This window comes from Escherichia sp. WS568, assembly GCF_046486085.1.
In the GTDB taxonomy this organism is placed as follows: Bacteria; Pseudomonadota; Gammaproteobacteria; order Enterobacterales; family Enterobacteriaceae; genus Escherichia; species Escherichia coli.
Genome location: NZ_JBJQMC010000005.1, coordinates 200,794 through 220,275, shown reverse-complemented (window position 1 = coordinate 220,275; position 19,482 = coordinate 200,794). Strand labels below are relative to the sequence as shown.

General features: G+C 51.1%; 18 protein-coding genes, 7 tRNA genes and 1 pseudogene. 9 read left to right on the top strand and 17 right to left on the bottom strand.

The features are described 5' to 3' along the window. Positions 1-22: 22 nt before the first annotated feature. From modE to gpmA, 7 genes are all read left to right on the top strand, one after another. Positions 23-811 (top strand): molybdenum-dependent transcriptional regulator, encoded by a 789-nt coding sequence (gene modE / locus ACJHWR_RS08115; RefSeq protein WP_001147406.1) that lies wholly within the window; start codon positions 23-25, stop codon positions 809-811. 67 nt (positions 812-878) lie between these two features. Further along, positions 879-2,351 carry a molybdate ABC transporter ATP-binding protein ModF gene (gene modF, locus ACJHWR_RS08110; RefSeq protein WP_000096846.1) on the top strand — a complete coding sequence of 491 codons (1,473 nt, stop codon included), beginning with the start codon at positions 879-881 and terminating at the stop codon, positions 2,349-2,351. Positions 2,352-2,612: 261 nt separating this feature from the next. Beyond that, a complete protein-coding gene (galE, locus tag ACJHWR_RS08105; RefSeq protein ID WP_001265443.1) occupies positions 2,613-3,629 on the top strand; it encodes a UDP-glucose 4-epimerase GalE in 1,017 nt (338 codons plus the stop codon). Between the two features lie 9 nt (positions 3,630-3,638). Continuing rightward, on the top strand, positions 3,639-4,685 hold the full coding sequence (galT, locus tag ACJHWR_RS08100) for a galactose-1-phosphate uridylyltransferase (RefSeq protein ID WP_000191514.1): 1,047 nt from the start codon (positions 3,639-3,641) through the stop codon (positions 4,683-4,685). A 3-nt stretch (positions 4,686-4,688) separates the two neighbouring features. Continuing rightward, positions 4,689-5,837: a galactokinase gene (galK, locus tag ACJHWR_RS08095; RefSeq protein ID WP_000053426.1), complete on the top strand. Its 1,149-nt coding sequence runs from the start codon at positions 4,689-4,691 to the stop codon at positions 5,835-5,837. Beyond that, positions 5,831-6,871 carry a galactose-1-epimerase gene (gene galM, locus ACJHWR_RS08090; protein ID WP_000931389.1) on the top strand — a complete coding sequence of 347 codons (1,041 nt, stop codon included), beginning with the start codon at positions 5,831-5,833 and terminating at the stop codon, positions 6,869-6,871. Before galK ends, galM begins: the two co-directional genes overlap by 7 nt. Positions 6,872-7,073: 202 nt before the next feature. Next, positions 7,074-7,826: a 2,3-diphosphoglycerate-dependent phosphoglycerate mutase gene (gene gpmA, locus ACJHWR_RS08085; RefSeq protein ID WP_001295305.1), complete on the top strand. Its 753-nt coding sequence runs from the start codon at positions 7,074-7,076 to the stop codon at positions 7,824-7,826. Positions 7,827-7,973: 147 nt separating this feature from the next. Here the strand turns inward: gpmA and aroG are convergent, their stop codons facing one another. Beyond that, positions 7,974-9,026 (bottom strand): 3-deoxy-7-phosphoheptulonate synthase AroG, encoded by a 1,053-nt coding sequence (gene aroG, locus ACJHWR_RS08080; protein ID WP_001109194.1) that lies wholly within the window; start codon positions 9,024-9,026, stop codon positions 7,974-7,976. A gap of 315 nt (positions 9,027-9,341) precedes the next feature. Between aroG and ACJHWR_RS08075 the strand changes: the two genes are divergently transcribed. Next, complete coding sequence (locus ACJHWR_RS08075) at positions 9,342-9,722, top strand: YbgS-like family protein (protein WP_000784351.1); 381 nt, start codon at positions 9,342-9,344, stop codon at positions 9,720-9,722. 113 nt (positions 9,723-9,835) lie between these two features. Further along, positions 9,836-10,777, top strand: a pseudogene (zitB, locus tag ACJHWR_RS08070) (CDF family zinc transporter ZitB). On the opposite strand, the gene pnuC reads toward zitB, so the two are convergent. From pnuC to ybgC, 16 genes are all read right to left on the bottom strand, one after another. Beyond that, positions 10,774-11,493 carry a nicotinamide riboside transporter PnuC gene (pnuC, locus tag ACJHWR_RS08065; protein ID WP_000345389.1) on the bottom strand — a complete coding sequence of 240 codons (720 nt, stop codon included), beginning with the start codon at positions 11,491-11,493 and terminating at the stop codon, positions 10,774-10,776. The pseudogene zitB and the gene pnuC overlap by 4 nt on opposite strands. A 37-nt stretch (positions 11,494-11,530) precedes the next feature. Further along, a complete protein-coding gene (gene nadA / locus ACJHWR_RS08060; protein WP_000115281.1) occupies positions 11,531-12,574 on the bottom strand; it encodes a quinolinate synthase NadA in 1,044 nt (347 codons plus the stop codon). Between the two features lie 248 nt (positions 12,575-12,822). Further along, positions 12,823-12,898 (bottom strand) — tRNA-Lys (locus ACJHWR_RS08055). 33 nt (positions 12,899-12,931) lie between these two features. Then, positions 12,932-13,007 (bottom strand) — tRNA-Lys (locus ACJHWR_RS08050). Between the two features lie 48 nt (positions 13,008-13,055). After that, positions 13,056-13,131, bottom strand: a tRNA-Lys gene (locus tag ACJHWR_RS08045). Between the two features lie 3 nt (positions 13,132-13,134). Next, a tRNA-Val gene (locus ACJHWR_RS08040) sits at positions 13,135-13,210 on the bottom strand. Positions 13,211-13,261: 51 nt separating this feature from the next. Next, positions 13,262-13,337: transfer RNA gene (locus ACJHWR_RS08035), tRNA-Lys, on the bottom strand. A gap of 2 nt (positions 13,338-13,339) precedes the next feature. Further along, a tRNA-Val gene (locus tag ACJHWR_RS08030) sits at positions 13,340-13,415 on the bottom strand. A gap of 35 nt (positions 13,416-13,450) precedes the next feature. Next, positions 13,451-13,526: transfer RNA gene (locus ACJHWR_RS08025), tRNA-Lys, on the bottom strand. 164 nt (positions 13,527-13,690) lie between these two features. Then, positions 13,691-14,482 carry a cell division protein CpoB gene (cpoB, locus tag ACJHWR_RS08020; RefSeq protein ID WP_000097890.1) on the bottom strand — a complete coding sequence of 264 codons (792 nt, stop codon included), beginning with the start codon at positions 14,480-14,482 and terminating at the stop codon, positions 13,691-13,693. Positions 14,483-14,491: 9 nt separating this feature from the next. Beyond that, complete coding sequence (gene pal, locus ACJHWR_RS08015; RefSeq protein WP_001295306.1) at positions 14,492-15,013, bottom strand: peptidoglycan-associated lipoprotein Pal; 522 nt, start codon at positions 15,011-15,013, stop codon at positions 14,492-14,494. 34 nt (positions 15,014-15,047) lie between these two features. Next, positions 15,048-16,340 carry a Tol-Pal system beta propeller repeat protein TolB gene (gene tolB / locus ACJHWR_RS08010; RefSeq protein WP_001295307.1) on the bottom strand — a complete coding sequence of 431 codons (1,293 nt, stop codon included), beginning with the start codon at positions 16,338-16,340 and terminating at the stop codon, positions 15,048-15,050. A gap of 132 nt (positions 16,341-16,472) precedes the next feature. Beyond that, a complete protein-coding gene (tolA, locus tag ACJHWR_RS08005) occupies positions 16,473-17,753 on the bottom strand; it encodes a cell envelope integrity protein TolA (RefSeq protein ID WP_000030636.1) in 1,281 nt (426 codons plus the stop codon). 64 nt (positions 17,754-17,817) lie between these two features. Next, a complete protein-coding gene (tolR, locus tag ACJHWR_RS08000; protein ID WP_000090097.1) occupies positions 17,818-18,246 on the bottom strand; it encodes a colicin uptake protein TolR in 429 nt (142 codons plus the stop codon). Positions 18,247-18,249: 3 nt separating this feature from the next. Then, a complete protein-coding gene (gene tolQ / locus ACJHWR_RS07995) occupies positions 18,250-18,942 on the bottom strand; it encodes a Tol-Pal system protein TolQ (protein WP_000131314.1) in 693 nt (230 codons plus the stop codon). Beyond that, entirely contained in the window at positions 18,939-19,343 is a 405-nt protein-coding gene (ybgC, locus tag ACJHWR_RS07990) for a tol-pal system-associated acyl-CoA thioesterase (RefSeq protein ID WP_001098384.1), read from the bottom strand. Before ybgC ends, tolQ begins: the two co-directional genes overlap by 4 nt. Between the last annotated feature and the right edge of the window lie 139 nt (positions 19,344-19,482).

The following is a 19,482-nucleotide window of genomic DNA, read 5'->3' as shown; positions in this document are numbered from 1 at the left end:
AGACTTTTGCCAGGATATTGTTATGCAGGCCGAAATCCTTCTCACCCTTAAGCTCCAAGAAAAATTATTCGCCGACCCGCGCCGCATTTCGCTACTAAAACACATTGCGCTTTCCGGTTCCATTAGCCAGGGAGCGAAAGATGCCGGTATCAGCTATAAAAGCGCCTGGGATGCCATTAACGAAATGAATCAGTTAAGTGAGCATATTCTGGTCGAGCGCGCAACAGGCGGTAAAGGTGGCGGCGGCGCAGTACTGACCCGCTATGGTCAGCGACTGATTCAGCTCTATGACTTACTGGCGCAAATCCAGCAAAAAGCCTTTGATGTGTTAAGTGACGATGACGCCCTGCCGCTGAACAGCCTGCTGGCCGCGATCTCACGTTTTTCACTGCAAACCAGCGCCCGTAACCAGTGGTTCGGTACCATCACCGCCCGCGATCATGATGACGTTCAACAGCATGTTGATGTCTTACTGGCTGATGGAAAAACACGCCTGAAAGTCGCAATTACCGCACAAAGCGGCGCACGTCTGGGGCTGGATGAAGGCAAAGAAGTGTTGATATTGCTAAAAGCGCCGTGGGTAGGGATTACTCAGGACGAGGCGGTCGCGCAAAACGCTGACAACCAATTACCGGGTATTATTAGTCATATTGAGCGCGGCGCAGAGCAGTGCGAAGTATTAATGGCGCTACCCGACGGGCAAACACTGTGCGCCACAGTGCCGGTAAATGAAGCGACTTCTCTTCAGCAAGGACAGAATGTCACGGCCTACTTTAATGCCGACAGCGTGATTATCGCCACGCTGTGCTAAGCGTGTTGACAATTTGTTATGAAACACGTATCCCTGTCAGTAATCGCTGCACAAAATGGGATATAAAATGTCATCGTTGCAAATTTTGCAAGGCACGTTTCGTCTTGGCGACACAAAAACGCTGCAATTGCCTCGGCTAACGTTAAACGCGGGTGATAGTTGGGCGTTTGTCGGTTCGAATGGAAGCGGGAAATCGGCGCTGGCCCGCGCGCTGTCGGGGGAACTTCCGCTTTTGAAAGGTGAACGGCAAAGCCAGTTTTCCCACATCACTCGTCTCTCCTTCGAGCAATTGCAAAAGCTCGTCAGCGACGAATGGCAGCGGAATAACACCGATATGCTTAGTCCTGGCGAAGATGACACCGGGCGTACCACGGCTGAGATCATTCAGGATGAAGTAAAGGATACTCCGCGTTGCATGCAACTGGCGCAGCAGTTCGGTATTACCGCCCTCCTCGACCGACGCTTTAAATACCTTTCCACTGGCGAGACGCGAAAAACCCTGCTGTGTCAGGCGCTGATGTCGGAGCCTGACTTGTTGATTCTTGATGAGCCGTTCGATGGCCTGGATGTTGCCTCACGTCAGCAGCTGGCTGAGCTACTCGCCTCGTTACATCAGTCCGGTATTACTCTGGTACTGGTGCTCAATCGCTTCGATGAGATCCCAGAATTTGTCCAGTTTGCTGGCGTGCTGGCGGATTGTACGTTAGCGGAAACTGGCGCTAAAGAGGAACTGCTCCAGCAAGCACTCGTCGCGCAACTGGCACATAGCGAACAGCTTGAAGGTGTGCAAATGCCGGAGCCGGATGAACCTTCAGCACGTCACGCCTTACCCGCCAACGAACCGCGCATTGTGCTGAACAATGGAGTGGTTTCTTATAACGAACGCCCCATTCTTAATAACCTTAGCTGGCAGGTGAATCCAGGCGAACACTGGCAAATTGTCGGGCCAAATGGCGCGGGAAAATCGACGTTATTAAGCCTGATTACTGGCGATCATCCGCAAGGTTACAGCAACGATTTGACGCTTTTCGGACGACGTCGCGGCAGCGGCGAAACCATCTGGGATATCAAAAAGCATATCGGTTACGTCAGCAGTAGTTTGCATCTGGATTACCGGGTCAGCACTACTGTGCGTAATGTGATCCTTTCTGGCTATTTTGATTCGATTGGCATTTATCAGGCCGTATCGGATCGCCAGCAAAAACTGGTGCAGCAGTGGCTGGATATTCTCGGCATTGATAAACGCACGGCTGACGCTCCTTTCCATAGTCTTTCCTGGGGACAGCAGCGTCTGGCGCTGATCGTCCGTGCGCTAGTGAAACATCCGACATTGCTTATTCTCGATGAACCACTACAGGGGCTTGATCCGCTCAATCGCCAGCTTATCCGCCGTTTTGTTGATGTGCTGATTAGCGAAGGTGAAACGCAATTGTTGTTTGTTTCGCACCACGCTGAAGATGCGCCTGCCTGTATTACCCATCGTCTGGAGTTCGTGCCGGACGGTGACTTTTATCGCTATGCGCTGACAAAAATAAACTGAGTCGGTAGTGCTGACCGTGCCGGAGGCGGCGTAAACGTGTTATCCGGCCAACGGTTTGACGCATGCAGGCATGAAACCGCGTCTTTTTTTCAGATAAAAAGTGCAATCATTCATAAACCCTCTGTTTTATAATCACTTAATCGCGCATAAAAAACGGCTAAATTCTTGTGTAAACGATTCCACTAATTTATTCCATGTCACACTTTTCGCATCTTTGTTATGCTATGGTTATTTCATACCATAAGCCTAATGGAGCGAATTATGAGAGTTCTGGTTACCGGTGGTAGCGGTTACATTGGAAGTCATACCTGTGTGCAATTACTGCAAAACGGTCATGATGTCATCATTCTTGATAACCTCTGTAACAGTAAGCGCAGCGTACTGCCTGTTATCGAGCGTTTAGGCGGCAAACATCCAACGTTTGTTGAAGGCGATATCCGTAACGAAGCGTTGATGACCGAGATCCTGCACGATCACGCTATCGACACCGTGATCCACTTCGCCGGGCTGAAAGCCGTTGGCGAATCGGTACAAAAACCGCTTGAATATTACGACAACAATGTCAACGGTACTCTGCGCCTGATTAGCGCCATGCGCGCCGCTAACGTCAAAAACTTTATCTTTAGCTCCTCCGCCACCGTTTATGGCGATCAGCCCAAAATTCCATATGTTGAAAGCTTCCCGACCGGCACACCGCAAAGCCCTTACGGCAAAAGCAAGCTGATGGTGGAACAGATCCTCACCGATCTGCAAAAAGCCCAGCCGGACTGGAGCATTGCCCTGCTGCGCTACTTCAACCCAGTTGGCGCGCATCCGTCGGGCGATATGGGCGAAGATCCGCAAGGCATTCCGAATAACCTGATGCCATACATCGCCCAGGTTGCTGTAGGCCGTCGCGACTCGCTGGCGATTTTTGGTAACGATTATCCGACCGAAGACGGTACTGGCGTGCGCGATTACATCCACGTAATGGATCTGGCGGACGGTCACGTCGTAGCGATGGAAAAACTGGCGAACAAGCCAGGCGTACACATCTACAACCTCGGCGCTGGCGTGGGCAGCAGCGTGCTGGACGTGGTTAATGCCTTCAGCAAAGCCTGCGGCAAACCGGTTAATTATCATTTTGCACCGCGTCGCGAGGGCGACCTTCCGGCCTACTGGGCGGACGCCAGCAAAGCCGACCGTGAACTGAACTGGCGCGTAACGCGCACACTCGATGAAATGGCGCAGGACACCTGGCACTGGCAGTCACGCCATCCACAGGGATATCCCGATTAAGGAACGACCATGACGCAATTTAATCCCGTTGATCATCCACATCGCCGCTACAACCCGCTCACCGGGCAATGGATTCTGGTTTCACCGCACCGCGCTAAGCGCCCCTGGCAGGGGGCGCAGGAAACGCCAGCCAAACAGGTGTTACCTGCGCACGATCCAGATTGCTTCCTCTGCGCAGGTAATGTGCGGGTGACAGGCGATAAAAACCCCGATTACACCGGGACTTACGTTTTCACTAATGACTTTGCGGCCTTGATGTCTGACACGCCAGATGCGCCAGAAAGCAACGATCCGCTAATGCGTTGCCAGAGCGCGCGCGGTACCAGCCGGGTGATCTGCTTTTCACCGGATCACAGTAAAACGTTGCCAGAACTGAGCGTTGCGGCATTGACGGAAATCGTCAAAACCTGGCAGGAGCAAACCGCAGAGCTGGGAAAAACGTACCCGTGGGTACAGGTCTTTGAAAACAAAGGCGCGGCGATGGGCTGCTCTAACCCGCATCCGCACGGACAGATTTGGGCAAATAGCTTCCTGCCTAACGAAGCTGAGCGCGAAGACCGCCTGCAAAAAGAATATTTCGCCGGGCAGAAATCACCAATGCTGGTGGATTATGTTCAGCGCGAGCTGGCAGACGGTAGCCGTACCGTTGTCGAAACCGAACACTGGTTAGCCGTTGTACCTTACTGGGCTGCCTGGCCGTTCGAAACGCTACTGCTGCCCAAAGCCCACGTTTTGTGGATCACCGATTTGACCGACGCCCAGCGCAGCGATTTGGCACTGGCGTTGAAAAAGCTGACCAGTCGTTATGACAACCTCTTCCAGTGCTCCTTCCCCTACTCTATGGGCTGGCACGGCGCGCCATTTAATGGCGAAGAGAATCAACACTGGCAGCTGCACGCGCACTTTTATCCGCCTCTGTTGCGCTCCGCCACCGTACGTAAATTTATGGTTGGTTATGAAATGCTGGCAGAAACCCAGCGAGACCTGACCGCAGAACAGGCAGCAGAGCGTTTGCGCGCAGTCAGCGATATCCATTTTCGCGAATCCGGAGTGTAAGAAATGAGTCTGAAAGAAAAAACACAATCTCTGTTTGCCAACGCATTTGGCTACCCTGCCACTCACACCATTCAGGCGCCTGGCCGCGTGAATTTGATTGGTGAACACACCGACTACAACGACGGTTTCGTTCTGCCCTGCGCGATTGATTATCAAACCGTGATCAGTTGTGCACCACGCGATGACCGTAAAGTTCGCGTGATGGCAGCCGATTATGAAAATCAGCTCGATGAGTTTTCCCTCGATGCGCCCATTGTCGCACATGAAAGCTATCAATGGGCTAACTACGTTCGTGGCGTGGTGAAACATCTGCAACTGCGTAACAACAACTTCGGCGGTGTGGACATGGTGATCAGCGGCAATGTGCCGCAGGGTGCCGGGTTAAGTTCTTCCGCTTCACTGGAAGTCGCGGTCGGAACCGTATTGCAGCAGCTTTATCATCTGCCGCTGGACGGCGCACAAATCGCGCTTAATGGTCAGGAAGCAGAAAACCAGTTTGTAGGCTGTAACTGTGGAATCATGGATCAACTGATTTCCGCGCTCGGCAAGAAAGATCATGCCTTGCTGATCGATTGCCGCTCACTGGGGACCAAAGCTGTTTCCATGCCGAAAGGCGTGGCTGTCGTCATCATCAACAGTAACTTCAAACGTACCCTGGTTGGCAGCGAATACAACACCCGTCGTGAACAGTGCGAAACCGGTGCGCGTTTCTTCCAGCAGCCAGCGCTGCGCGATGTCACCATTGAAGAGTTCAACGCTGTTGCGCATGAACTGGACCCAATCGTGGCGAAACGCGTGCGTCATATCCTGACTGAAAACGCCCGCACCGTTGAAGCTGCCAGCGCGCTGGAGCAAGGCGACCTGAAACGTATGGGCGAGTTGATGGCGGAGTCTCATGCCTCTATGCGCGATGATTTCGAAATCACCGTGCCGCAAATTGACACTCTGGTAGAAATCGTCAAAGCTGTGATTGGCGACAAAGGTGGCGTACGCATGACCGGCGGCGGATTTGGCGGCTGCATCGTCGCGCTGATCCCGGAAGAGCTGGTGCCTGCAGTACAGCAAGCTGTCGCTGAACAATATGAAGCAAAAACAGGTATTAAAGAGACTTTTTACGTTTGTAAACCATCACAAGGAGCAGGACAGTGCTGAACGAAACTCCCGCACTGGCACCCGATGGTCAGCCGTACCGACTGTTAACTTTGCGTAACAACGCAGGGATGGTAGTCACGCTGATGGACTGGGGTGCGACTTTACTTTCCGCCCGTATTCCGCTTTCCGATGGCAGCGTCCGCGAGGCGCTGCTTGGCTGCGCCAGCCCGGAATGCTATCAGGATCAGGCCGCATTTCTGGGGGCCTCTATTGGTCGTTATGCCAACCGCATCGCCAATAGCCGTTATACCTTTGACGGTGAAACCGTGACGCTTTCGCCAAGTCAGGGCGTTAACCAGCTGCACGGCGGCCCGGAAGGGTTCGACAAACGTCGCTGGCAGATTGTGAACCAGAATGATCGTCAGGTGCTATTTGCCCTGAGTTCAGATGATGGCGATCAGGGCTTCCCGGGTAATCTCGGCGCGACGGTGCAATATCGTCTGACCGACGATAACCGTATCTCCATTACTTATCGCGCCACAGTTGATAAACCTTGCCCGGTGAATATGACTAATCACGTCTATTTCAACCTCGACGGCGAGCAGTCTGACGTGCGCAATCACAAGTTGCAGATTCTGGCGGACGAATATCTGCCGGTTGATGAAGGCGGCATTCCGCACGACGGTCTGAAATCTGTCGCCGGAACATCTTTTGATTTCCGCAGCGCCAAAATCATCGCCAGTGAGTTTCTTGCCGACGACGATCAGCGCAAAGTGAAAGGTTACGATCACGCGTTCTTGTTACAGGCCAAAGGCGATGGCAAGAAAGTGGCGGCGCATGTCTGGTCAGCAGATGAAAAATTGCAGCTGAAGGTCTACACCACCGCTCCGGCTCTGCAATTCTACTCCGGCAACTTCCTCGGCGGCACACCGTCGCGGGGAACCGAACCTTACGCCGACTGGCAAGGGCTGGCTCTGGAAAGCGAATTTCTGCCGGACAGTCCGAACCACCCTGAATGGCCGCAACCGGACTGCTTCCTGCGTCCTGGCGAAGAGTATTCCAGCCTGACGGAATATCAGTTTATTGCTGAGTAATGTTAAGCCCTCGTCATGAGGGCTTTATCTTCATATTGTTCAAATCACCAGCAAACACCGACATATTTGCAACTCAATATTCACAACAACCTTACACTGCGACACTATTTTCGCTATGGTTATGCGTAAGCATTGCTGTTGCTTCGTCACGGCAATATAATGAGAATTATTATCATTAAAAGATGATTTGAGGAGTAAGTATATGGCTGTAACTAAGCTGGTTCTGGTTCGTCATGGCGAAAGTCAGTGGAACAAAGAAAACCGTTTCACCGGTTGGTACGACGTGGATCTGTCTGAGAAAGGCGTAAGCGAAGCAAAAGCAGCAGGTAAGCTGCTGAAAGAGGAAGGTTACAGCTTTGACTTTGCTTACACCTCTGTGCTGAAACGCGCTATTCATACCCTGTGGAATGTGCTGGACGAACTGGATCAGGCATGGCTGCCCGTTGAGAAATCCTGGAAACTGAACGAACGTCACTACGGTGCATTGCAGGGTCTGAACAAAGCGGAAACCGCTGAAAAGTATGGCGACGAGCAGGTGAAACAGTGGCGTCGTGGTTTTGCGGTGACTCCGCCGGAACTGACTAAAGATGATGAGCGTTATCCGGGTCACGATCCGCGTTACGCGAAACTGAGCGAGAAAGAGCTGCCACTGACGGAAAGCCTGGCGCTGACCATTGACCGCGTGATCCCTTACTGGAATGAAACCATTCTGCCGCGTATGAAGAGCGGTGAGCGCGTCATCATCGCTGCACACGGTAACTCGTTACGTGCGCTGGTGAAATATCTCGATAACATGAGCGAAGAAGAGATTCTTGAGCTGAATATCCCGACCGGCGTGCCGCTGGTTTATGAGTTTGACGAGAACTTCAAACCGCTGAAACGCTATTATCTGGGTAATGCTGATGAGATCGCGGCGAAAGCAGCAGCCGTTGCGAACCAGGGTAAAGCGAAGTAAACGTCATTCGTTTAAAAATGAGAAAGCCGACTGCAAGTGAGTCGGCTTTTTTGTTTGTCGTTGCTAACAATGGAGCACATTGCCTGATGCGACGCTGCGCGTCTTATCAGGGCTGCAAACGTACAGTCATAGCGATTCGACTATAAATTACCCGCGACGCGCTTTTACTGCATTCGCCAGTTGACGTAACAGAGCATCGGTATCATCCCAGCCAATGCAGGCATCGGTGATGCTCTTGCCATAAGCCAGCGGTTCCCCGCTCTCCAGGCTCTGATTGCCTTCCACCAGATGGCTTTCCACCATCACGCCAATAATAGCCTTTTCGCCACCGGCAATCTGCTGGCAAACGTCAGCACAAACATCCATCTGCTTTTTGAATTGTTTTGACGAGTTAGCATGGCTGAAATCGATCATCACCTGTGCTGGCAGGCCTGCTTTGTTCAGCCCTTCTTTCACTTCAGCAACGTGCTTCGCGCTGTAGTTAGGCTCTTTACCGCCGCGCAGAATGATATGGCAATCGCCGTTACCGCTGGTATTCACAATCGCCGAATGCCCCCATTTCGTTACGGACAGGAAGCAGTGCGGCGCACCGGCGGCATTAATAGCATCGATAGCCACTTTAATCGTACCATCAGTGCCATTTTTGAAGCCTACCGGGCAAGAAAGACCAGACGCCAGTTCGCGGTGCACCTGCGATTCCGTAGTACGTGCGCCAATTGCGCCCCAGCTCATCAGGTCAGCGAGATATTGTGGGGTGATCATATCCAGGAATTCACCCGCCGCTGGCAGACCGCTGTCGTTAATATCGAGCAGCAATTTGCGGGCAATACGCAGACCGTCGTTGATCTGGAAGCTGTTATCCATATGCGGATCGTTAATCAGCCCTTTCCAGCCCACCGTTGTACGCGGCTTTTCAAAATAGACGCGCATTACGATTTCCAGCTCATCTTTCAGCTCTTCACGCAGCGCCAGCAAGCGAGTGGCATACTCTTTTGCTGCGACAGGATCATGGATTGAGCATGGGCCAATCACCACCAACAGGCGATCATCATTACCTTTCAGGATCTTATGGATCGCTTTTCGGGCATGGGCGACCGTATTCGCGGCATTTTCAGTAGCGGGGAATTTTTCCAGCAATGCGACAGGAGGAAGTAACTCTTTGATTTCTTTGATGCGTAAATCGTCGTTCTGATAATTCATGTCTGTTCCAGTGTTGCCATACTTATCTTAGTGAATGCAATACTTCCAATCTATATCTTCCGTCAGAATGTGTAAACGGGGTTTTACACTATGAACGGATTAATCCTGGAATTAGCAAGAAAAACGCCAGATTGTCGCGAAAAACGAGATCTCTCCTACAATTTCTAACTGTAACTCCTTTGTTTGTTAATTATTTCAAGATTCTCTGCTGGGTATCTTTGCCTGGCTGAAATCTTAAACCATTGCCTTATATTCACCTGCAAATGCACTGTTGGAAGAGGTTATCCGACATAACGACCATAACAGGAGCATCCTATGAAAATGACAAAACTGGCCACACTATTTTTGACTGCCACTCTAAGCCTTGCCAGCGGTGCCGCACTGGCTGCCGATAGCGGAGCACAAACTAATAACGGCCAGGCAAACGCCGCAGCTGATGCGGGCCAGGTAGCCCCTGACGCCCGTGAAAATGTCGCGCCAAATAACGTCGACAATAACGGGGTAAATACCGGTTCTGGTGGCACAATGCTGCATTCGGATGGTTCTTCAATGAACAATGACGGAATGACCAAAGATGAAGAGCACAAGAACACCATGTGCAAAGATGGCCGCTGTCCTGATATCAATAAAAAAGTCCAAACCGGTGATGGCATCAACAATGATGTCGATACCAAAACCGACGGTACCACGCAGTAACCCTGCGAAATAGCCAATAATGGGAGAGCGGAGTCTCTCCCTTTTAATTTTTCCCTTCTAAAAGCAGTATGATGTCATAAAGTTAAGTGAGAATAATTAAGGGATGACTCGTCATGGCGCACTCACACTCACACACTTCCTCACACCTGCCAGAAGATAATAATGCTCGTCGCTTGTTGTATGCTTTCGGCGTGACTGCCGGGTTTATGCTCGTAGAAGTCATTGGTGGTTTTCTTTCCGGTTCTCTGGCATTGCTGGCCGATGCGGGTCATATGTTGACCGATACTGCCGCCCTGCTTTTCGCCCTACTCGCAGTGCAATTTTCCCGTCGTCCTCCCACCATTCGCCACACTTTCGGTTGGCTAAGATTGACCACGCTCGCGGCGTTTGTGAATGCCATCGCCCTGGTGGTGATTACTATTTTGATTGTCTGGGAGGCGATAGAACGCTTCCGCACTCCGCGTCCGGTCGAGGGCGGCATGATGATGGCAATTGCCGTGGCTGGGCTGCTGGCAAATATACTTTCTTTCTGGTTACTTCATCACGGCAGCTAAGAGAAAAACCTCAACGTGCGAGCAGCGGCACTGCATGTGCTCGGGGACCTGCTGGGTTCGGTTGGGGCTATTATTGCCGCGTTGATTATTATCTGGACCGGCTGGACACCTGCTGACCCCATTCTCTCAATACTGGTGTCGCTTCTGGTTCTGCGTAGCGCGTGGCGACTGTTGAAAGATAGCGTGAATGAATTACTTGAAGGTGCACCGGTATCGCTGGATATCGCCGAACTGAAGCGTCGTATGTGCCGGGAAATCCCGGAAGTCCGCAATGTGCACCATGTACATGTATGGATGGTAGGCGAGAAGCCGGTGATGACGCTGCATGTGCAGGTGATCCCGCCACACGATCACGATGCCTTGTTAGATCAGATCCAACACTACCTGATGGATCACTATCAGATTGAGCACGCCACTATTCAGATGGAATATCAACCTTGTCATGGGCCAGACTGCCACCTGAATGAAGGGGTGTCTGGCCATTCACATCATCACCATTAATGGGACAGCGCGCGTGAACCTCTTTCGCGTGCGCTGTTGATCCACATCCGGCTGCCGTTGAGGGCAATAAAGGTCAGGATGATGTACTCCAGAGACATGGCGTAAACGCCCTGAAGTGCAAAAATAACGACGCTAATCACGTTAATAATCACCCACAACAGCCAGTTTTCCACATACTTACGCGTCATCAGAATCATTGCCACGATAGATAACACCATCATGCATGAATCCCAGAACGGGAAAGCGTCCGGTTGCAGTTCAGGCATCACAACCTGTAATCCTAATGCTTGCATGATCATGACTGCCACGCGGGTCAAAAATGCAAACACCGGATTGATAAATACCGTCATCAGACCAATCGAAACAACGCAAACCGCCAACCAGCTTAGCGCCTTCGGCAATGGCAACCAGCGAATTTTCAACTCCGCCTCGTTCTGACTGGTTTGTCGCGACCACGCATGCCAGCCGTAAATATTCGCGGCAAAGAAAAACATCTGTAATAGCAGGCTGGCATACAGCTGAATCTGAAAGAAAATAATGCCAAACAAGGTGACGTTGATCAGGCCAAAAAAGTAGTTGCTGATCTTCTCCAGACTGGCAAGGCCAATACACAGCAACCCGGCGATTGTGCCTACCGCTTCGATCCATGAGAGATCATAACCGCCTGCCCCTATTGGTATATGTACCAGGATATTCTGCACACTAAAAAAATCCATCTTTCCCCCAAAGCGTAACGTTACGCCTTATTATTCGTTATCCACGTAGTGTAGCCGCAAATTCCAGCATACGATTGAGCGGCACCAGCGCCCTCTCTCGCAGCCTTTCATCAACATGAACCTCGTGATTGCTTCCTTCCTGTTCTAATGCCTCTGCGATAGCCTGAAGGCCATTCATGGCCATCCACGGACAATGCGCGCAGCTGCGGCAGGTTGCACCCTCACCCGCGGTTGGTGCTTCCAGTAACTCTTTATCTGGCACCGCCTGCTGCATTTTGTAGAAAATGCCCCGATCGGTTGCCACGATAAGTCGCTGATGTGGCAATGTTTTCGCAGCAGCGATCAGTTGACTGGTGGAACCGACCGCATCCGCCATATCGACAATAGCTTGCGGTGATTCTGGATGCACCAGTATGGCAGCATCCGGGTATTCTTCTTGCAAGCGGGTTAACGCCTGAGTCTTAAATTCATCATGCACAATGCAGGCACCCTGCCAGCATAAAATGTCTGCGCCCGTCTGTTTTTGCACGTAACGCCCCAGATGTTTGTCGGGTGCCCAGATGATTTTTTCACCCAAACTATCCAGATGATCAATAAGTTCGACGGCAATGCTTGAAGTTACCACCCAATCTGCGCGCGCTTTTACCGCAGCAGAAGTGTTGGCGTAGACGACGACAGTACGATCGGGATGGGCATCGCAAAATGCGTTAAATTCTTCAACAGGGCAGCCGAGATCCAGTGAACATTCAGCCTGAAGTGTCGGCATCAGAATTGTTTTTTCCGGACTGAGAATTTTGGCGGTTTCTCCCATAAATCTCACCCCAGCGACTAACAACGTAGAAGCGGGATGCTTTGCACCGAAGCGCGCCATTTCCAGAGAATCAGAAATACAGCCACCGGTTTCTTCTGCCAGTTGTTGAATTTCGGGATCGGTATAGTAGTGGGCAACCATCACCGCATTACGTTCTTTTAGCAGACGTTTTATCTTCTCGCGGTAATACGCTTTTTCATCAATGCTTAACGGCGTCGGCTTCGGGGGGAAAGGATAAATCGCCGTGTCTGGATCAAACATCACGCTCATCTTACCATCTCGTTTTACAGGCTTAACGTTAAAACCGACATGAGCGTAATATTCGCTGTTATCGGTGAAATTTGTTTTATATGCTAAACAAGATAGTCGAATGGTGGGGAAAAGTCACTCGAATTACGCCTAATTCCACCGACGTAGAGTTGCTTGCACAGTAAGCTCTGACGATGTCATCAGGTTTACAAAGTGAAATTGAGGATACCTGAATAGCAAAAAAGCGCCTTTAGGGCGCTTTTTTACATTGGTGGGTCGTGCAGGATTCGAACCTGCGACCAATTGATTAAAAGTCAACTGCTCTACCAACTGAGCTAACGACCCCTTGCGGGATTATGCTGCTTTAATCATTCAGGATGGTGGGTCGTGCAGGATTCGAACCTGCGACCAATTGATTAAAAGTCAACTGCTCTACCAACTGAGCTAACGACCCATACGGGTGTTACCTGAAAGATTTCTACTCGGAACCAATCTTTAAAATTGGTGGGTCGTGCAGGATTCGAACCTGCGACCAATTGATTAAAAGTCAACTGCTCTACCAACTGAGCTAACGACCCGAGTGGTGGGTGATGACGGGATCGAACCGCCGACCCCCTCCTTGTAAGGGAGGTGCTCTCCCAGCTGAGCTAATCACCCGATACTGCGCTGGATACTACAAACTACTTCCACCGAACCCACCGTAATTAGTGGTGGGTCGTGCAGGATTCGAACCTGCGACCAATTGATTAAAAGTCAACTGCTCTACCAACTGAGCTAACGACCCGGTGGTGGGTGATGACGGGATCGAACCGCCGACCCCCTCCTTGTAAGGGAGGTGCTCTCCCAGCTGAGCTAATCACCCGATACTACGCTGGATACTACAACTAACTATGTTAGTGGTGGGTCGTGCAGGATTCGAACCTGCGACCAATTGATTAAAAGTCAACTGCTCTACCAACTGAGCTAACGACCCACTTTTTCGTTGCTTTCGGTTTGTTTGATATCCCGTGGCAACGGCGGCATATATTACTGATTTCAGACTTGAGCGCAACAAAAATTTCGATGCAGATCACTCAACTGCTTATGATTCGCACGACACGACCAGAAATAATGCGACTTCTGGTCGTGCGTTATGCATTACATCGCGTTCAGACGTTTTTGCGCCTGTTTAGCGCCATCAGTACCAGGGTATTTACTGATAACCTGCTGGTATACGGCTTTCGCTTTTGCGGTGTCACCTTTGTCCTGCATGATGACGCCGACTTTAAACATCGCATCTGCAGCCTTCGGTGACTTCGGATAGTTTTTCACTACCGAAGCAAAATAATACGCCGCATCATCTTTTTTACCCTTGTTGTAGTTTAACTGACCCAGCCAATAATTGGCGTTTGGCAGGTAAGTTGAATCAGGGTAATTTTTGATGAAATTCTGAAATGCCACCATTGCGTCATCCTGGCGGGATTTATCCTGCACCAGCGCAATAGCTGCATTGTAATCCGTGTTTGCATCACCGCTTTTCACCGGCGCGCCAGCATTCGCAGTACCAGCATCAGCTGTCGGCGTCGTTGATGCCGCCGCACCGCTTTGATCACCGCTGGTTGATTGCGCCGCTGCACCACCGCTGCTGAGGCTGTCGATCTGCAACAGGATCTGCTTTTGCCGCTCCACGACCTGATTCAGTTGATACTGATTTTCCTGAATCTGACCGCGCAGGGAATCAATATCGGATTGATTATCAGAGAGTTGTTGCTGGAGTTGGGTTAAAAGCTGGCTGTGAGCATTTGAAATACGCTCAAGTTGAGTGACGCGGTCTTCGACCGAGCCTGAGCCGACACTACTGATTGGTGCCTGAGCAAAAGCGGCCCAGGGGGCCGCTATACCAACCAGTAACGACAGACTCAATAGTTGATGTCTGTAGTTACTGCTCATGCAATTCTCTTAGTAAACCAGTACCGCACGACGGTTTTTGGAGTATGCCGCTTCGTCATGACCCAGTACTGCAGGTTTTTCTTTACCGTAAGAAACGATGGAGATCTGGTCTGCAGAAACGCCTTTACCCTGCAGGTACATCTTAACGGCGTTCGCACGACGTTCACCCAGGGAGATGTTGTATTCCGGAGTACCACGTTCGTCCGCGTGACCTTCTACGGTGACTTTGTAAGACGGGTTGCTACGCAGGAAGTTTGCGTGTGCATCCAGCATTTGAGCGAAGTCAGAACGGATATCGTACTTGTCCAGATCGAAGTAAACGATGTTGTTCTGCTGCAGCTGTTGCATTTGCAGACGAGCCTGCTCTTCGGAAGACATGTTGCCGTTGCCGCCGTTCGCATCCATACCAGTGCCGGCACCCAGCATGCCTTCGCTGCCGTCATTGCTGGCGTTCTTGTTGGAAGAACATGCCGCAATTGCCATAACAGGCAGAGCAATCATCAGCCCTTTCAGCACTTTGTTCAGTTGCATTTCAATGATTCCTTTACTATTCAATTAATTATTATCACAGATACGGCGACCAGGCAGGGAATTTGACCTGTCCATCAGTTGCCGGAAGACGCGCTTTGAAACGCCCATCTGTAGAAACCAAATTCAGCACGGATCCCATCCCCTGAGAAGAGCTGTAGATTACCATAGTGCCGTTAGGTGCCAGACTTGGCGTTTCATCCAGGAACGTGGACGACAGAACTTGTACGCCTCCCGTTGCCAGATCTTGTTTGGCAATGTGCTGCTGCCCACCATTGGAGCTGACCATTACCATAAATTTACCGTCGCTGCTGACATCCGCATCCTGGTTCTGCGAACCTTCCCAGGTAATACGTTGTGGCGCACCGCCGTTGATATTCACTTTATAAACCTGTGGACGACCGGCCTGGTCAGAAGTAAATGCCAGGTTCTGGCTATCCGGGAACCAGGTCGGTTCGGTATTGTTACTGCGACCATCAGTCACCTGGCGGATCTGACCAGAAGCCAAATCCATTACGTACAGGTTCAGACTACCGGTTTTCGACAAGGCGAATGCCAGTTTGCTGCCGTCTGGCGAGAATGCAGGTGCACCGTTGTGACGCGGGAATGAAGCCACCTGACGTACAGCGCCATTTGCCAGCGTCTGAATAACCAGCGCGGAACGACCGCTTTCGAAGGTCACATAAGCCAGTTTAGAACCGTCTGGTGACCACGCCGGAGACATCAGCGGCTGCGGTGAACGGTGAACGACAAACTGGTTGTAACCGTCATAGTCAGATACGCGCAGTTCATACGGGAACTGACCGCCGTTGGTCTGAACAACGTAGGCAATACGGGTACGGAACGCACCTTTAATGCCGGTCAGTTTTTCAAACACTTCATCACTGGCGGTATGACCAGCATAACGCAGCCACTGCTTGTTCACTTTGTACGAGTTCTGAGCAAGTACAGTACCCGGTGCGCCGCCAGTGTCAACAAGTTGATAAGCAACATTGTAAGAGCCGTCCGGATTCGGAGTGACCTGACCGACAACTACAGCGTCAATGCCCAGTGCGGACCATGCAGCTGGTTGTACTTCCTGCGCACTACCCGGCTGCTGTGGCAGACGAGCGCGATCTAACGGATTAAATTTACCGCTGTTACGCAAGTCAGCAGCAACGATGCCGCCAATATCTTCAGGTGCCGCACCAGGCCCCGCCCACTGGAAAGGAACAACACCAATAGGACGACCGGAATCTACACCGCTGTCGATCACAATGCGGACTTCAGCATGCAGAACTGATGCCCACAGTATGAGAAAACCAAATGCTACTCGTAATGCCTGCTTCATCATATCTCCCTTATCTGGACCGATGGCCCACGATAATTTAGCAGAATGTTAACAAACTAAAATACACAAAACTACCAGAACCCCGTGGCAACCGGTGCCTGATGTTGACCGTCCGAACAGTCAACATCGCGATTACGGTTTGAAGTCCAATGGCGCGTTTTTGAACACTTCATATACTGCCTGGCTTGGTGGTTTCGGGATCTTCGCAAGTTTAGCTGCTGCTAACGCAGCCTGACAAAGTGCGGGATCGCCACCTTCAGGTTTGATATCCAGTAACATGCCATCGGGTGCCAGTTTTATGCGCAGCGTACAGGTTTTGCCTGCATAGGACGATGCGTCATAGAACTTACTTTCGATAGCAGATTTAATCTGCCCGGCATAGTTATTGATATCGGCCCCTGATGCGCCATTGTTTTTAGTATTACCACTCCCGGCTGGCGAAGCATTGTTCCCTTTCGCCCCTCCCCCCGTTTTCGGTGCATTCTTACCAGAGCTTAGCTCACCGAAAATATCATCTGCCTCTGCGGCAGCTTTTGCTGCAGCGGCTTTTTCAGCTGCTGCTTTTGCAGCTGCCGCTTTTGCAGCTGCCGCTTTTTTGTCTGCGGCGGCTTTTTCTGCCGCTGCTTTCTTATCAGCTGCTGCCTTTTCAGCAGCCGCTTTTTCTGCTGCTTTTTTGTCGGCTGCAGCTTTCTCTGCTGCCGCTTTCTTATCAGCTGCAGCCTTTTCAGCAGCCGCTTTCTTCTCAGCTTCTGCTTTGGCTTTTTCAGCAGCTTCAGTTGCCGCTTTCTTTCTTGCTTCAGCTGCAGCTGCTTCTGCCGCTTCCGCTTTCTTCTTCAGTGCCGCCGCGGCTGCCTCGGCTTTTTTCTGCGCTTCGGCTGCGGCTTTGGCGGCTTCTGCTTCTGCTTTTTTCTTCGCGTCTGCAGCCGCTTTCTTCGCTGCTTCTTCCGCAGCTTTTGCATCCGCTTCAGCCTTCGCTTTAGCATCTGCCGCCGCTTTCGCTGCCGCTTCTTCCGCTTGCTTCTGCTTTAACTCGGCCTGTTTTGCGGCTTCTTCAGCCTGCTTTTTCTGTTCCTGAGCCGCTAACCGCTCTTTCTCAAGTTGCTTCAGGCGTTCCTGTTCAGCCGCTTGTTTCTCACGCAGTTCTTCAGCAGCCTGCTGTTCCTTCATCTTGCGCTGCTCATCAGAACGCTTCGCGCTTGATTCCTGGCTTTGCATGCGTTTGTACTGCTCAACTACCGCACCTGAATCAACCATGACAGCGTCGATGGACGAACCACCGCCGCCTCCGGCTGAAGCTTCTATATTCTCATCGAACGAACTCCAGATCAGCGCCGCAAATAAGATGACATGCAGCACTGCTGAAATAATTATCGCCCGTTTGAGCTTGTCGTTTTGTTCGGTTGCCTTTGACACTCTCGGTTTCCAAAAACTGTTCGCCTGTTACCCGCTCTCTTTCAAGCAAGGGAAACGCAGATGTTTAGATAGGCTGCGTCATTAAACCAACCGATTTCACACCCGCACTATGTAACAAGTTCAGTGCTTTAATTATTTCATCGTAAGGCACATCTTTTGCGCCACCGATCAGAAAGACCGTTTTCGGGTTGGCCTTGAAACGGCTGGACACTTCCGCCACCACCTGCTCTGGTGGTAAACGCTCCAGGCGATCTTTCTCAACCACCACGGTGTACTGACCAATACCAGACACTTCAACAATCACTGGCGGATTATCGTTACTGCTCACCGCCTGTGATTCAGTAGCGTCTGGCAGATCGACCTCCACGCTCTGGGTGATGATGGGCGCTGTCGCCATAAAGATCAGCAACAGCACCAGCAGTACGTCCAGCAACGGTACAATGTTGATTTCGGACTTGAGATCGCGACGACCTCGTCCACGCGCTCTGGCCATGGCTTACCCCTTGTTGCTCTCGCTAACGGTAAACGCCTGGCGGTGCAGAATCGCGGTAAACTCTTCCATAAAGTTGTCGTAATTCAGTTCCAGTTTGTTTACGCGCTGGTTGAGGCGGTTATAAGCCATTACCGCCGGAATTGCGGCGAACAGACCAATTGCCGTCGCAATCAACGCTTCTGCGATACCGGGCGCAACCATTTGCAGTGTCGCTTGTTTTACTGCCCCGAGGGCGATAAAGGCGTGCATGATCCCCCAGACCGTACCAAACAGACCAATATACGGGCTGATGGAGCCAACCGTACCGAGGAACGGAATGTGCGTTTCCAGATTTTCAAGTTCACGGTTCATGGAGATACGCATAGCACGCGACGCCCCTTCCACTACGGCTTCCGGCGCATGGCTATTGGCACGATGCAGGCGCACAAACTCTTTGAACCCGCTGTAAAAGATTTGTTCCGAACCAGTCAGATTGTCCCGTTTCCCCTGACTCTCTTGATAGAGGCGAGAGAGTTCGATTCCAGACCAGAATTTATCTTCAAACGCTTCGGCTTCACGCGCCGCTGCGTTAAGAATACGGGTCCGCTGGATAATAATGGCCCAGGATGCGATTGAAAAACCAATCAAAATCAACATGATAAGTTTAACCAGAAGGCTAGCCTTCAGGAACAAATCAAGGATATTCATGTCAGTCACTGCTTAAACTCCGCGACAATAGACTTGGGAAGCGCACGAGGCTTCATTTTGAGTGGGTCAACGCAAACAACCAGAACCTCTGCTTCATTCAGCAAAGTATTCTCGGCGTTGACAATACGTTGCGTGAAAACCAAAGAGGTGCCACGCATTGATGTTATTTCAGTCTGTATTTCGAGCATATCGTCGAGCCGCGCAGGTGCGTAATATTCCACCGTCATTTTACGTACCACAAAGGCAACGCGTTCAGCCATCAGCGCCTGTTGACTGAAGTGATGATGACGCAGCATCTCTGTGCGTGCTCTTTCATAAAAAGCGACGTAACTGGCGTGGTACACCACACCACCGGCATCGGTATCTTCATAGTAGACGCGAACCGGCCATCGAAACAGCGTTGTATTCACTTTACATCCCGGTAATGCAACAAAAGTTAGAGCTTTTAAACGCTGCTACTATACGCGCGCGATTGAGGTTTGGGAATGAGGGCAAGTTAAGGGAGCGTAAAAATTTATGGGCCTGAAGCGGCCCATAAATTTTTAAAGA